Source organism: Sphingomonas sp. MJ1 (PH-R8) (assembly GCF_048058635.1).
Classification (GTDB): Bacteria; Pseudomonadota; Alphaproteobacteria; order Sphingomonadales; family Sphingomonadaceae; genus Sphingomonas.
The window spans coordinates 17975-30788 of record NZ_JBBEFX010000025.1 but is presented as its reverse complement, the minus strand read 5'-3'; the positions used below and the strand labels follow the sequence as shown (position 1 = coordinate 30788).

Annotated in this window: 12 protein-coding genes and 1 tRNA gene; 7 read left to right on the top strand and 6 right to left on the bottom strand. The window is 68.2% G+C overall.

Annotated features, from left to right (window positions below):
- The first annotated feature begins 75 nt into the window (after nt 1-75).
- The gene (locus tag VPH46_RS15460; RefSeq protein WP_416612623.1) at nt 76-513 is read left to right on the top strand and encodes an EF-hand domain-containing protein; all 438 of its coding nucleotides are present in this window, start codon (nt 76-78) and stop codon (nt 511-513) included.
- Here VPH46_RS15460 and trmFO read toward each other — a convergent pair.
- Nucleotides 510-1826 (bottom strand): methylenetetrahydrofolate--tRNA-(uracil(54)-C(5))-methyltransferase (FADH(2)-oxidizing) TrmFO, encoded by a 1317-nt coding sequence (trmFO, locus tag VPH46_RS15455; protein WP_416612621.1) that lies wholly within the window; start codon nt 1824-1826, stop codon nt 510-512. The genes VPH46_RS15460 and trmFO overlap by 4 nt on opposite strands.
- A 104-nt stretch (nt 1827-1930) precedes the next feature.
- Between trmFO and VPH46_RS15450 the strand changes: the two genes are divergently transcribed.
- Nucleotides 1931-2377, top strand: coding sequence for a DUF488 family protein (locus tag VPH46_RS15450; RefSeq protein WP_239435893.1), 447 nt, complete (start codon nt 1931-1933; stop codon nt 2375-2377).
- Nucleotides 2378-2649: 272 nt separating this feature from the next.
- Nucleotides 2650-2880 (top strand): hypothetical protein, encoded by a 231-nt coding sequence (locus VPH46_RS15445; protein WP_416612618.1) that lies wholly within the window; start codon nt 2650-2652, stop codon nt 2878-2880.
- A 94-nt stretch (nt 2881-2974) separates the two neighbouring features.
- Here the strand turns inward: VPH46_RS15445 and VPH46_RS15440 are convergent, their stop codons facing one another.
- From VPH46_RS15440 to yaaA, 4 genes are all read right to left on the bottom strand, one after another.
- Complete coding sequence (locus VPH46_RS15440) at nt 2975-3322, bottom strand: DUF952 domain-containing protein (RefSeq protein WP_416612616.1); 348 nt, start codon at nt 3320-3322, stop codon at nt 2975-2977.
- Complete coding sequence (gene gyrA, locus VPH46_RS15435; RefSeq protein WP_416612614.1) at nt 3319-6135, bottom strand: DNA gyrase subunit A; 2817 nt, start codon at nt 6133-6135, stop codon at nt 3319-3321. Before gyrA ends, VPH46_RS15440 begins: the two co-directional genes overlap by 4 nt.
- A gap of 101 nt (nt 6136-6236) precedes the next feature.
- On the bottom strand, nt 6237-6935 hold the full coding sequence (locus VPH46_RS15430; protein WP_416612612.1) for an SDR family NAD(P)-dependent oxidoreductase: 699 nt from the start codon (nt 6933-6935) through the stop codon (nt 6237-6239).
- Nucleotides 6932-7693 carry a peroxide stress protein YaaA gene (gene yaaA / locus VPH46_RS15425; protein WP_416612610.1) on the bottom strand — a complete coding sequence of 254 codons (762 nt, stop codon included), beginning with the start codon at nt 7691-7693 and terminating at the stop codon, nt 6932-6934. The genes VPH46_RS15430 and yaaA overlap by 4 nt, the downstream gene beginning before the upstream one ends.
- Nucleotides 7694-7890: 197 nt before the next feature.
- Between yaaA and VPH46_RS15420 the strand changes: the two genes are divergently transcribed.
- The gene (locus VPH46_RS15420) at nt 7891-9150 is read left to right on the top strand and encodes a hypothetical protein (RefSeq protein ID WP_416612608.1); all 1260 of its coding nucleotides are present in this window, start codon (nt 7891-7893) and stop codon (nt 9148-9150) included.
- Nucleotides 9151-9229: 79 nt separating this feature from the next.
- Here VPH46_RS15420 and VPH46_RS15415 read toward each other — a convergent pair whose 3' ends face one another.
- Nucleotides 9230-9697: an Lrp/AsnC family transcriptional regulator gene (locus VPH46_RS15415; RefSeq protein ID WP_125962310.1), complete on the bottom strand. Its 468-nt coding sequence runs from the start codon at nt 9695-9697 to the stop codon at nt 9230-9232.
- 182 nt (nt 9698-9879) lie between these two features.
- On the opposite strand from VPH46_RS15415, the gene VPH46_RS15410 reads away from it, so the two are divergent.
- The 3 genes from VPH46_RS15410 to VPH46_RS15400 all read left to right on the top strand — a co-directional run bounded on the left by VPH46_RS15410 (nt 9880) and on the right by VPH46_RS15400 (nt 12709).
- The gene (locus VPH46_RS15410; protein WP_416612606.1) at nt 9880-11583 is read left to right on the top strand and encodes a histidine kinase dimerization/phospho-acceptor domain-containing protein; all 1704 of its coding nucleotides are present in this window, start codon (nt 9880-9882) and stop codon (nt 11581-11583) included.
- Nucleotides 11584-11597: 14 nt separating this feature from the next.
- Nucleotides 11598-12587, top strand: coding sequence for a WalW protein (locus tag VPH46_RS15405; protein WP_416612604.1), 990 nt, complete (start codon nt 11598-11600; stop codon nt 12585-12587).
- A 46-nt stretch (nt 12588-12633) separates the two neighbouring features.
- Nucleotides 12634-12709, top strand: a tRNA-Ile gene (locus VPH46_RS15400).
- The last annotated feature ends 105 nt before the right edge of the window (nt 12710-12814 follow it).

Here is a 12814-nt window from a genome sequence, read left to right as displayed (position 1 = left end):
CCCCCCCCCCCCCCCCCCCCCCCCCCCCCCCCCCCCCCCCCCCCCCCCCCCTTACAGATGTGTATAAGAGACAGCTTGTCGGCGTTGCTTCTGGCGGGGGGCGGCGTAATCCTGTTCCGCGGCACGGCGCAGACGGAGGCGCCGTTGCCGCAGCCGAAGGTGGCGCCCGTCGGCATGGCACCGCTGCCGCCGGTACCCGTCACGATACCCAGCGCCACCGAACGTACCCGCGAGCAGAAGCGCTTCGATCGCTATGACAAGGACCGGGACGGCAGCATCACCCGCGACGAATATCTCGCCAGCCGGCGCAAGGCGTATGCCAAGCTCGACACGAACCGCGACGGCCAGCTCTCGTTCGACGAATGGGCGGTCGCCACCACGACCAAGTTCGCCAAGGCAGATGCGGACCGGTCGATCGCGCTGAACCCGGCGGAGTTCGCGACCACCGCGATCCCGCGTAAGCCTGCCGCGCGCTGCGCCTGTCCAGCCCCGCGCGCGGAGGCAGAGGACTAGGCGGGCATCCAGTCCGCAAGCGCAGCACGGGCACGCGCGGTGTACATCTTCTTGCGATCGGCCTTCTTGGTGCGGCCTTCGATCGGCGGGAACAGGCCGAAATTGACGTTCATCGGCTGATAAGTCTCCGCCTCGGCACCGCCGGTGATGTGGCCGAGCAGCGCGCCCAGCGCCGTCTCGGGCGGGGGTGGCGGAAGGTCCTTGCCGGCAAGTTCGGCCGCCGCGAAGCGGCCGGCCATCAGGCCGATCGCGGCACTCTCGACATAGCCCTCGCAGCCGGTGATCTGCCCCGCGAAGCGCAGGTGGGGTCGCGCCTTCAGCCGAAGCGTGGGGTCGAGCAGCTCGGGCGAGCGGATGAAGGTGTTGCGGTGCAACCCGCCCAGCCGCGCAAATTCCGCCTTTTCCAGGCCCGGGATGGTGCGGAACAACCGAACCTGCTCGGCATGCTTGAGCTTGGTCTGGAAGCCGACCATGTTCCACAGCGTGCCCTGGGCATTGTCCTGGCGCAGCTGGACGACGGCATAGGGCCAGCGGCCGGTACGCGGATTGTCGAGGCCGACCGGCTTCATCGGGCCGTAGCGCAGCGTGTCGACGCCCCGTTCCGCCATCACCTCGATCGGCATGCAGCCTTCGAAATAGGGGACGTTCTCCCACTCGCGATACTCGGTCTTCTCGCCTGCGAGCAGCCCGGCGTGAAACGCGAGGTACTGGTCCTTGTCCATCGGACAGTTGATGTAGTCCTTGCCGCCCTTGTCCCAGCGCGCGGCCATCCAGGCGACGTCCATGTCGACGCTGTCGAAGTGGACGATCGGCGCGATCGCGTCGAAGAAGGCGAGGGCGTCGCTGCCGGTGGCGCCGCCGATGCTCTCGGCCAGCGCGGGTGCGGTCAGCGGGCCGGTCGCGATGATCGTCGGACCCTCCGCGGGAAGGATGTCGACCCGTTCGCGAACGATCGTGATGTTGGGGTGCGCCTCCAGTGCGGCGGTGACCCCGGCGGAGAAGCCCTCGCGGTCCACCGCCAAAGCCGAACCTGCGGGCACGCGGTGTTCGTCGCCCTTCGCCATGATCAGCGATCCGAGCGTCCGCATCTCGGCGTGAAGCAGCCCGACTGCGTTGCTCTCCGCATCGTCGGAGCGGAAGCTGTTGGAGCAGACGAGTTCGGCCAGCCCATCGCCCTGGTGCGCGGGCGTGCAGTCGCCGCTGCCGCGCATTTCCGACAGCCGCACGCGGAAGCCCGCCTGCGCCAGCTGCCAGGCTGCCTCGGATCCGGCGAGACCGCCGCCGATGATGTGAATCTGGTGGGAATGCGTCACGAACGTCTCGAAAGCTGCTAGGTGAGGGAGGGCGGCGTGCGCCGCGATCGAAGGCTGCCTAGCCGATCCACGAGCGGGTGCACAGCCGCAACGAAGGACATGCCATGCCGGATGCGCCGCAGACGATCTACACCATCGGCTATGAAGCGACGACCATGGCGGACTTCCTTGCCGCCCTGCAGCGCGCAGGCGTCCGGCGGGTGATCGACGTGCGCGCGCTTCCGCTGTCGCGCCGTCCGGGCTTCTCCAAATCGTCGCTTGCCGCGCATCTCGCGGAGGTCGGGATCGAGTACCGCCACCTGAAGGCGCTCGGGACGCCCAAGCGCGGGCGGGACGCGGCGAAAAAGGGAGACGTGGCAACCCTCCGAGACGTGTACGCACATCAACTGGCGTTGCCCGAGGCGCAGGCGCAGGCCGCGGCGATGCTGGCGCTGGCCGCGGAGATGCCGTCGGCACTGCTCTGCTACGAGCGCGAGCCCGGCCACTGTCACCGAACGCTGCTGCTCCAGGCGGAGGCCCCGGACGCGCGCATCGTCGATCTGGTGCCGTAGCGTCGGGAACCAAGGTGGCGGCGGAACGTTCCGGCATTGTGGGGGAAGTCTCATGCCATTCCCGGATGACCCGGCCGATCCGACCTCGCCTTGGGCGGGGAGGGGCAATCGCCGATCCGCCCGTGCGTCGCGATCGACAGCGATGCCGGCCATTCCCTCCAAGGGCCTTTTGCCCTAACTAAACTCAAATAAAACGACGATCAGGAGCCGGCATGATCGGCTCCATCCAGGACAGGATCGGCGCATCGTCAAGATGCGTTCGAGAGGCAATCATGACTGAAGTCGACAACAACGCGTATTTCTACGAGCGTGCCGAAGCGGAACTGAAGCTGGCGCAGAATGCCGAGCATCCAGCCGTGGTGAAGGCGCACTATCTGCTTGCAGGCTATTATCTCGACCGTGTCTATGGTCCCGGCGATGCGGAGAACTCGCCGGCGGTGCCGCTGCCGCCGGCAGGCGAGCCGCTGGCGCAGTCCGACGCCTCCAAGTCTCCGCCCGCCTAAGGCGCTGCTGCGCCACGGGCGCCGGACAGCTATTCGACGCTAGGGACGCCCTTAGCGCCGGGGAGGCTCCGGCGGATCACCGCCGGAGTCGTTGTCAGCCGGTGACCGGCAGTCGGACGCTGCCGTCGCTTTCCCGCTCGAGCGGGGAGTAGGCGACGATCGTGTCCAAGGTCAGCTTCCCATAGAGATGCGGAAAGTCCTGACCGCCGCGGGAAGGCTCCCAGTGGATGGCGTCGCCCAGCGCCTCCAGATCCACCTCGGCGACCCACAGCCCTTCCTGACCCGCGAAGTGTTTGTCCACCGTCTCGGTCAGCTGGGCTGCCGTCGACAGGTGGATATAGCCGTCCTGCTGGTCGATCGGGGCACCGGCGAAGCTGCCGGCCTCCAGTTCGGCCATCTGGTTGGCCGTCAGAACCTTGAACGCGGCGTTGGGCTTGCTCATTCCTCGTCGCTCCCGCTGTCCTCTTCCTCGATCCGCTCGGGCAGGGTCTCCGGACCGGTACCGTCATCGAGCTGGATCGCGTCGTCGGTCGAACCCACAGGCGGGGTTGCGGTTGCACGCTCCTCGGCGACGATCGCCTCGGCCTCGTTCTCCGGCTCCTCCTCCTCGTCGATGCGCGCCGCGGAGACGACATGCTCCTGGGCGGCGACATGGAACAGGCGCACGCCCTGGCTGGCGCGGCCCGTCACGCGGGTGTCGCCCACCGACATGCGGATCAGCTTGGCCTGGTCGGTAACCAGCATCAGTTGCTCGCCCGAGCTCGCCGGGAAGCTCGCGACGACATGGCCGTTGCGATCGGAGGTGACGATGTTCGTGATGCCCTGGCCGCCGCGGTTGGTGCGACGATACTCATAGGCGGAGGTGCGCTTGCCATAGCCGTTGGCGGTGACGGTCAGGATGAACTGCTCCGCCGCCTCGAACTCGGCCATGCGTTCGGGAGAGAGGGTGACTTCGCGGTCGCCTTCCTTCCATGGTGCGGCCTTCAGATAGGCGTCGCGCTCCTCGGTGGTGGCCTGGAAGCCGCCCAAGATCGACAGCGAGATCACCTCGTCGCCCTCGGCCAGGCTGACGCCCCGCACGCCGGTGGAGGTGCGGCTCTGGAACTCGCGCACGTCGGTGGCGGCGAAGCGGATCGCCTTGCCGCACTTGGTGGCGAGCAGCACGTCGTCGGTCTCGGTGAGCAGCGCCACGCCGATCAGGCGATCATCGCTCTCCTCGTCGAAGCGCATGGCGATCTTGCCGGCGGTGGGCACGTTGGTGAACGCGTCCATCGAATTGCGGCGCACGGTGCCGTTGGCGGTCGCGAACATGACGTGCAGGTCGGACCAGCTCGCCTCGTCCTCCGGCAGCGGCAGCACGGTGGAGATGGTCTCGCCCGCCGCCAGCGGCAGCAGGTTGATCATCGGCCGGCCGCGCGTGGCGGGGCCACCCTCCGGCAGGCGCCACACCTTCATGCGGTACACCTTGCCGGCGGTCGAGAAGAACAGCACCGGCGTATGGGTGGACGTCACGAACAGCGACGTGACGGCGTCCTCGTCCTTGGTCGCCATGCCCGCGCGGCCCTTGCCGCCACGCTTCTGCGCGCGGAAGGTGTCGAGCGGCGTGCGCTTGATATAGCCCTGCATGGTCACGGTGACGACCATGTCCTCGCGCTCGATCAGATCCTCGTCGTCGATGCCGTCGACGGCATTGGCGATCTCGGTCCGGCGCGGGGTCGCGAACTCGGCACGGACCTGCACCAGTTCGCCGCGCATGACCGCATAGAGCTTGGCGCGATTGCCCAGGATCTCGAGCAGTTCGGCGATCGAGTCCGCCAGCTTCGAAAGCTCGTCGCCGATCTCGTCGCGGCCCAGCGCAGTCAGGCGATGGAGGCGCAAATCGAGGATCGCGCGGACCTGTGCGTCCGACAGGCGATAGGTGTCGCCGGTGACCTCGGCCTCCACCGCCTCGACCAGCCGGATGTAAGGCGCGATCTCGGCGATCGGCCACTCGCGGGCGAGCAGCGACGCGCGGGCGGCGGCCGGGTTGGCGGCGCCGCGGATGATGCGGACCACCTCGTCCAGGTTGGTGACGGCGATCACCAGGCCCAGCAACAGGTGGGCACGATCGCGCGCCTTGGCGAGCTCATACTTCGACCGGCGGGTGATCACCTCCTCGCGGAAGGAGACGAACGCGTCGATGATGTCCTTGAGGTTGAGCAGTTCCGGGCGGCCGCCACGGATCGCCAGCATGTTGGCAGCGAAGCTCGACTGCGCGGGCGTGTGCCGCCACAGCTGGTTCAGCACCACGTCGGGGGTCGCATCACGCTTCAGGTCGATGACGATGCGGACGCCTTCGCGGTTCGATTCGTCGCGAATGTCGCTGACGCCCTCGATCCGCTTGTCCTTGGCCGCCTCGGCGATCTTCTCGACCAGACCGCTCTTGCCGACCTGGAACGGAATCTCGGTGAGCACGATCGAGCGACGCTCGCCCCGCGCCTCGGTCGTGTAGCGCGAGCGCAGGATGATCGAGCCGCGGCCGCCGGCGTACGCCGCGCGCGCACCGGCGCGGCCCAGCATCAGCGCACCGGTCGGGAAGTCCGGACCGGGCACGATCTCGGACAGTTCCTCGACGGTCACCGGCTCGCCGCCCTCGACCGCGCGGTCGATGGTGAGCAGGCAGGCGTCGATCACCTCGCCCAGGTTGTGCGGCGGGATGTTGGTCGCCATGCCGACGGCGATGCCGCCTGCGCCGTTGACCAGCAGGTTGGGGAAGCGCGCCGGCAACACCGACGGCTCGCGCTCCGACCCGTCATAGTTGGGGACGAAGTCGACCGTATCCTTGTCGAGGTCGTCGAGCAGGAAGGCGGCCGCACGATGCAGGCGCGCCTCGGTGTAGCGCATGGCTGCGGGCGGATCCGGGTCCATCGAGCCGAAGTTGCCCTGACCGTCGATCAGCGGCACCCGCATCGACCAGTCCTGGGTCATGCGCGCCAAGGCGTCGTAGATCGCCGTGTCGCCGTGCGGGTGGTATTTACCGATCACGTCACCGACGATGCGCGCCGACTTGCGATACGGGCGGTTGTAGTGGAAGCCGCTCTCGTTCGCCGAAAACAGGATGCGCCGGTGAACCGGCTTCAGGCCGTCGCGCACGTCGGGAAGCGCGCGCGAGACGATCACGCTCATCGCATAGTCGAGGTAGCTCGACCGCATCTCGTCGACGATGGAGACGGGGGAAATGTCGGAAGGGTCCGCGAGGCGAATCTCGTCGGTCAAGGCGTCCTGCTTTCGGGAAGATTGAAATCCGACGCCCTGACTAGCGGGGAGAGGCTCCTATGCCAAGCCGCGCGCACGCGTGCGCGTACGCGAGGGCAGGGTCAGAACGGGATTTCGGCGCCGTCCCAGGCGAACAGCTTGCCGCTGTCCTTCGGCTTCAGCTCCTCGATCACGTCGAGCAACTGCATCGCGGCGCGATCGGGTGCGAACAGGCTCCCGGGTGCGACATTGCCCTGGAACGGCTTCGACAGCGCGCTGTCCACGGTGCCCGGGTGAAGCCCGACCACGATCGCGCGCGGGCTCTGCCGCTTCGCCTCGATCGCGGCGTTGCGGATCAGCATGTTGAGCGCCGCCTTGGCCGCGCGATAGCCGTGCCAGCCGCCGAGGCCGTTGTCGCCGATCGAGCCGACGCGCGCGGAGAGCGCCGCCACCACCGGCTCGCCGGTCTTCGGGAGTAGCGGCAGGAAATGCTTGAGCACCAACGCCGGCCCGATCGCGTTCACCGCATAGCTGCGCGCCAGCCATTCGGCGTCCAGTTCCTTGAAGCCGCGCTCCGGCACGCGATCGCCCTCGTGCAGCAGGCCGGTGGCGATCAGAACCAGCGTGGGGGAGGGGCCGGCCGCAACCCGCGCTGCCGCCGCCGCGATGCTCGCCTCGTCGAGAAGGTCGAGATGGTACGCTCCGGTGCGGGAGCGGGCAAAGCCCCAGACCTGGTCGTGCGCGCCTTCCTCGATCAGCGCGCGCTCGATCGCACCGCCGATCGCCCCGGAGGCGCCGATGACGACGGCCGAGCCGCTCATGCGCGGGTGAACCGCCAGCGGGTGTCGCTGCTTTCCTGCGGATCGAATCGATAGCCGTCGCTGTCGAAGCCGCGCATCGCCTCCACCTCCGTCACCCGGTGCTCACACATCCAGCGCGCCATCATGCCGCGCGCGCGCTTGGCGTGGAAGCTCAGGAAGCGGGGGCCGTTCGGACCAGGCTCGCGGAAATCGACGTCGATCACGCGGATCGTGTCCGGCAGCTTGCCCGCCACCGCTTTCCAATATTCCTGGCTGGCGAGGTTCAGGACCACGCCCGATCCCTCTGCGGCGACATCCTCCGCGAGCAGATCGGCGATCCGATCCTTCCACCAGTCGTACAGCGTCTTGGCTGAGCCCGGAGCCCAGCGCGTGCCCATTTCGAGCCGGTAGGGCCGCATGGCATCGAGCGGGCGCAACAGGCCGTACAGGCCAGACAGGATGCGCAGGTGGTCCTGCGCGAAATCGATCGCCGGCGCGTCCAGCGTCGCCACCTCGAAGCCGGTGTAGACATCCCCGGCGAAGGCATGGATCGCCGGGCGCTCGGGTGCCTCTGCGAAGTCGCGGAACCGGGCCGCATTCAGCTCCGCGAGCTTGGGCGAGATGTGCATCAGCTTGCCGAGCTTCTCGGCGCCAAGCGACGCGGCGCCCTCGGCAAGCGTGTGCGCTTCCTTTGCCAGGCGGGGCACACTGGGCGTGCTGCTGGCCGGAACGGGGGTTTCGTAATCGAGCGATTTTGCGGGAGAAACAACGGCGATCATCGCGCGGCTGCCTAGCGGGCAAGCGCGAGCGGGTCAAAAATTTCGCCCGGGCGCCCGCGCTCCGGGATCGCCTCCGTTCAATTCGCGTTCACCGGGGCAAGGGCATCCGTCCGGATGGCCGCTGCGACTTGTCTGGCGTATCTGCGCAACTTACAGACGGTCCGACGCGTGTGCGCACAGCATCAGGAGAGTTCCGAATGGGTTTCGTATCGAAGTCGGCGCTTGCCGCGGTTCTTGCTCTGGGAGCGGCAGCGCTGACGGCGGCCCCTGCCGAGGCCCAGAAAAAGAAGAAGGAAGAGGCTCCCAAGGTCCAGATCAACGACGCGTTCCGCGCCGCAGCGGTTGCGGGTGAGACGGCGGCGAAGGCGGGCGATATCGCCACCGCGAAGGCGCGCCTGGCCGAGGCGGACGCAGCCGCGACCTCCGACATCGAGAAGTTCTATGCAGCCAACCTGCGTCTGCAGGTGGCCCAGGCGTCGAAGGACAATGCGCTGCTGGCGACCGCGATCGACCAGATGATCGCGAACCCGAATACGCCGGCCGAGCAGCAGGCGACGCTGAACTACAACCGCGGCATCCTGGCGCTGAACGCCAAGGACAAGGCCGGGGCGCGGCAGTATTTCCAGCGCGCAAAGCAGCTGGGCTACAACGACCCCGAATATGATCTGCGCATGGCGAGCCTGGAGCTCGAGGGCGGCAACGTCGATCAGGGCGTCTCGGCACTCGACAAGGCGATCCAGGCGAAGGTCGCAGCCGGCCAGCCCGTGCCGAACGACTGGTACAACCTGGCGATCTCGCAGCTGTACAAGGCGAACAAGCCGGCGGAGACCGCGGCCTGGATGCGCCGCCAGCTCAAGGATTACCCGACCGCGACCAACTGGCGCAAGGCGCTGATCCTGTTCCGCGACCGTGCGGACCAGGGCCGCGCCCTCGGCGGTTCGGCACGCCTCGATACCTTCCGCCTGATGCGGGAGACGGGCGCGCTCACCGACCAGGCCGAGTTCGGCGAATATGCGCAGCTCGCCCAAGACCTGGGCCTGCCGTATGAGACCGTGGCGGTGATCGACCAGGGCCGCGCCGCCGGCAAGATCCCCGCATCGGCCACCCAGTACAACGCGCTGAAGACGGAGGCGCAGGCCGGCATCCGTGCCGAGGGCTCGCTGTCGTCGCTCGACGCCAAGTCGCGCTCGGCAGCCAACGGCAAGCTCGCCGCCGGCACCGCCAACGCGTACCTCGCCAACGGCGATGCGGCCAAGGCGGCGGAGTTCTTCCAGCTCGCCCTGCAGAAGGGCGGCGTCGACCAGGACGAGGTCAACACCCGTCTCGGCATCGCGCTCGCCAAGAGCGGCCGCCGCGACGAAGCCAAGGCGGCCTTCGCCAAGGTGACCGGCTCGCCGCGCAACGAGCTCGCGGCCTTCTGGACGCTGTGGCTGGACTCGCCCAAGACGGCGGGCTGAACGAACACGGGCGGCAGGTTGCCCTGCCGCCCGCTGTTTCCGGAATGGAAGAAGGGCCGTGCGACTGTGTCGCGCGGCCCTATTCCGTTGGCACCGGGATGCCCGGCAGCTGCTTGGAAGTGCGGATCGTCAGCGAGGTCTTGACGCTGCTGACATTGTGGGCGGTCGTCAGCCGCGTGGTAAGGATGTCCTGGAACGCCTTGAGGTCCGTCGCGACGATCTTCAGGATGAAGTCGATCTCGCCGTTGAGCATGTGGCATTCACGCACCTCGGGAATGCCGGCGACATGTGCCTCGAACGCTGCCAGGTCGCTTTCCGCCTGGCTGCGCAGGCTCACCAGCGCGAACACCGTGATGGTATAGCCCAGCTGTGCCGGGTTCAGCGCCGCGTGATAACCGCCGATCGTGCCCGACTCTTCCAATGCGCGAACCCGTCGCAGGCAGGGCGGAGCCGTCAGGCCGACACGTTCTGCGAGTTCGACATTGGTCATCCGACCGTCCTCCTGAAGCAGCGAGAGGATTTGACGGTCGATACGGTCGAGAACCATGGAAGGGGCAACTCCGGGAATCTGATACAAGGAAAAAGGATTCTGTCCTCCCCCTATAAGATAATTACGCGCCAAAGCAATTGTCCCACAATGTTACGGGCGCAAAATGTCTGTACCCGAACGGGTTTTCCCGGCGTAAGGAGAAGCGGCAGGCGCGAACGGCGCCGGGGATCAGGTGGCGCGTGCGGTTCGACGATACTCTTCAAACAGTGCTCACCACGGACCTCAGCCATCCGCAGGCGCGCCAGTCCGCGTGGCGGCAACTCGTCGACCTGATCGGGCGACGCCGTGCCTCCGCCGACCCGCGCGCGATCGCACTGCTGGCCGACATCCGCGACGCGGTACCGCAGTCGGTGCGGGCGGCGAGCGCACGTGCTCTCGTATTCGCAAACCCGCCGGCAACGTTGGTTCGGCTGCTCGCCGAAGACACGCTTACCGTGGCGGCCCCGGTGCTTGCGAGCGCCCGGCTGGACGCCGCGGAATGGGTGGCGCTGCTTCCCGATCTTACCCCTTCGACCCGCTCGGTGCTGCGTAACCGCCGCGACCTGCCTGCTGAAGTAGAGCGGGCGCTGGCAAGCTTCGGTCCCGCCGACATGGTGTTGACCGACCAGAGCGCCGCGGATGCGAGCACCGCGCAGCCGGCGACCGCACTCGAAGCGCCTGCGCAGCTTCCGGAGGCTGAGCCAATGCCGGCGCGGATGGCTGAGCCGGTTGAAGCTCCCATCGCCCCCGTTTCGGAACCCGTGCTCGATGCCCGGGCGGCAGTACCGGAAGGTCCGTTTCGCATCGCCGACGTCGTGGCGCGGATCAATGCCTACCAGCGCCAGGCAGACAGCAAGCCGCGTCGTCCGGCCGCGGCTCCGGGCATCGTCACCAGCTTCCGGTTCGAAACCGACAGCCGCGGCGTGCTCTCCCGCGTCGACGGGGTCGAGCGGGGGCCGCTGCTCGGCCTTTCGCTCGCCCGCGCCGGCGAAACCGGATTGGCGCAGATCGATGGCGTGCCCGGCGGCGCCCTTCGTCGTCGCGCGGCCTTTTCCAACGCGCGGTTGCGGGTTGGCGGCAGCAGCGACGCGGCAGGCGACTGGCGGATCTCCGGCGTGCCGAGCTTCGATCCCGCATCGGGTCGGTTCATCGGCTACCGGGGCTCGGCACGGCGCCCGCGTTCGGACGAACGGGCGGAGCCGGCACCTACGCCCGCGCCTTCGACCGCCGACTCGCTCCGGCAGCTGGTGCACGAACTGCGCACCCCGGCAGGCGCGATCTCCAGCTTTGCCGAGATGATCGAGGCACAGATGCTCGGCCCGGTGCCCCCGGTCTATCGCGGGCAAGCCGGCGTGATCCGCCAGCAGGCGCGGGATCTCCTCGGCGTCATCGACGATCTCGATCTCGCCGCCCGGATCGAAGAGGACGCGCTCGATCTGCGCCCCGGCACGGTGCCGCTTGCGCCGCTGCTCGCGGAAATCGCCGGCGAGTTGGCGCCGCTTGCGGAGCTGCGCGGTGCCTCCCTGTCGGTGGAGGGCGTCGACACCGTGGTGCGTGGCGACCGCCGCGCGGTGGAGCGACTGCTGTCCCGGCTGCTGGCGACCTTGGTCTCGGCGGCACGATCGGGGGAGACGATCCGCGTGGAGGCGCTTGCCGGCGCCCACGAAGCGCCGGTGCTCGCCTTCGCCCGACCCGCTGCATTGGACGCCTATCCCGGCGACGCGCTGCTTGCGATAGACGACGAAGGCGAGGATGCCGCCCTCCTCGGCACCGGTTTCGCGATGCGGCTGGTGCGCAACCTGGCCAAGGAGCTTGGCGGCGCGCTGCTGTTCGAGCCCGGTCAATTGATCCTGCGACTGCCGTCCGCGGACACCATCCCGCTGGGGCAGGCGCACGGCGGTTGATCGTGGAGGCGCCGATGGTCTTCCATCCGCCGGCGCCCGCTCCGGAGGCGCTGGTCCGGTGGCCGGACGCCTTCGGAACCCGCTTCACCCTTTTCGTCGACACCGAAGAGGAGTTCGACTGGTCTGCCGGGTTCCGCCGCGAGGGCTTCACCACCGGCGCCATGGCCGCGGTGCCCGAGGCGCACCGCCGCTTCTCCGAGCGCGGCATCGGTGTCGTCTATCTGGTGGACTATCCCATCGCGCGCGATCCAGCGGCAGCTGCGCTTCTGCAAGAGCCGCTAGCCGATGGCCGCTCGGAGATCGGTGCGCAGCTGCATCCCTGGGTGACGCCGCCGTTCGAGGAAAGGGTTAGCGTTTCCAACAGCTTCGCTGGCAATCTTGCAGAGGCGGTGGAAGCCGCCAAGCTCGACCGGCTGGGTCATGCGATCAGCCGGGCATTCGGTCGACTGCCACGTGCCTACCGCGCCGGCCGATATGGCCTTGGTCCGCATACGCTCCGTCTGCTTGCTGCCCGCGGCTATCGCGTGGACACGTCGATGCGCGCGAGGTTCGACTATTCCCGGGAAGGCGGCCCCAACTACAGCGACATCGGCAACGCGGTCTTCCGCACCGGCCCGCACGAGACGCTTTTCGAACTGCCGTTCACGACCGTGTTCACCGGCCGGGCACGCCGACAGGGGGGCGCCCTGCACAAGCGGCTCTCGCGCCTTCCCAAGGGCGCGGCACTCGCCGCGAAGCTGGGCCTGTTGAACCGCGTTCCGCTGACGCCGGAAGGGGTGTCCCGATCGGAGGCATTGGAGGCAATCCGGGGTTCGGTGGGAGAGGGGTTGCGGCTCCTGAACTTCGCCTTTCACTCGCCCTCGCTGGTGCCGGGGAACACCCCGTACGTCCGTGACGCGGCCGATCTCCAGCGCTTCTGGGCATGGTGGGAAGGCGTCCTGGACCTGCTCGATCGCTTGGGCGTCCGCCCCGCCACGCTCGACGAGGTGCTGCAGGCTGCATAGCCCGCTTGCAGGAAAGCCCGAGCCTCCGCTATCGCAGCCCCGCTGGGGGCCTGTAGCTCAATGGTTAGAGCTGGCCGCTCATAACGGCTAGGTTGCGGGTTCGAGTCCTGCCGGGCCCACCAGCGTTTCTCCCAGCGAAACCGGAACCTCGATCCCACCGCACCGACCGGGCTCGCCAGGTGACCGGTCCCTCCCGGGCCTGCGGCCGGGGCGGAACGCTGCGCTTC

Bases quoted from the DNA above. Each gene is read 5' to 3' on its own strand.
- VPH46_RS15450 (WP_239435893.1), top strand. From the start codon at position 1,931: ATGCCGGATGCGCCGCAGACGATCTACACCATCGGCTATGAAGCGACG.
- VPH46_RS15445 (WP_416612618.1), top strand. From the start codon at position 2,650: ATGACTGAAGTCGACAACAACGCGTATTTCTACGAGCGTGCCGAAGCG.
- VPH46_RS15440 (WP_416612616.1), bottom strand. From the start codon at position 3,322: ATGAGCAAGCCCAACGCCGCGTTCAAGGTTCTGACGGCCAACCAGATG.
- VPH46_RS15430 (WP_416612612.1), bottom strand. From the start codon at position 6,935: ATGAGCGGCTCGGCCGTCGTCATCGGCGCCTCCGGGGCGATCGGCGGT.
- yaaA (WP_416612610.1), bottom strand. From the start codon at position 7,693: ATGATCGCCGTTGTTTCTCCCGCAAAATCGCTCGATTACGAAACCCCC.
- VPH46_RS15420 (WP_416612608.1), top strand. From the start codon at position 7,891: ATGGGTTTCGTATCGAAGTCGGCGCTTGCCGCGGTTCTTGCTCTGGGA.
- VPH46_RS15415 (WP_125962310.1), bottom strand. From the start codon at position 9,697: ATGGTTCTCGACCGTATCGACCGTCAAATCCTCTCGCTGCTTCAGGAG.
- VPH46_RS15405 (WP_416612604.1), top strand. From the start codon at position 11,598: ATGGTCTTCCATCCGCCGGCGCCCGCTCCGGAGGCGCTGGTCCGGTGG.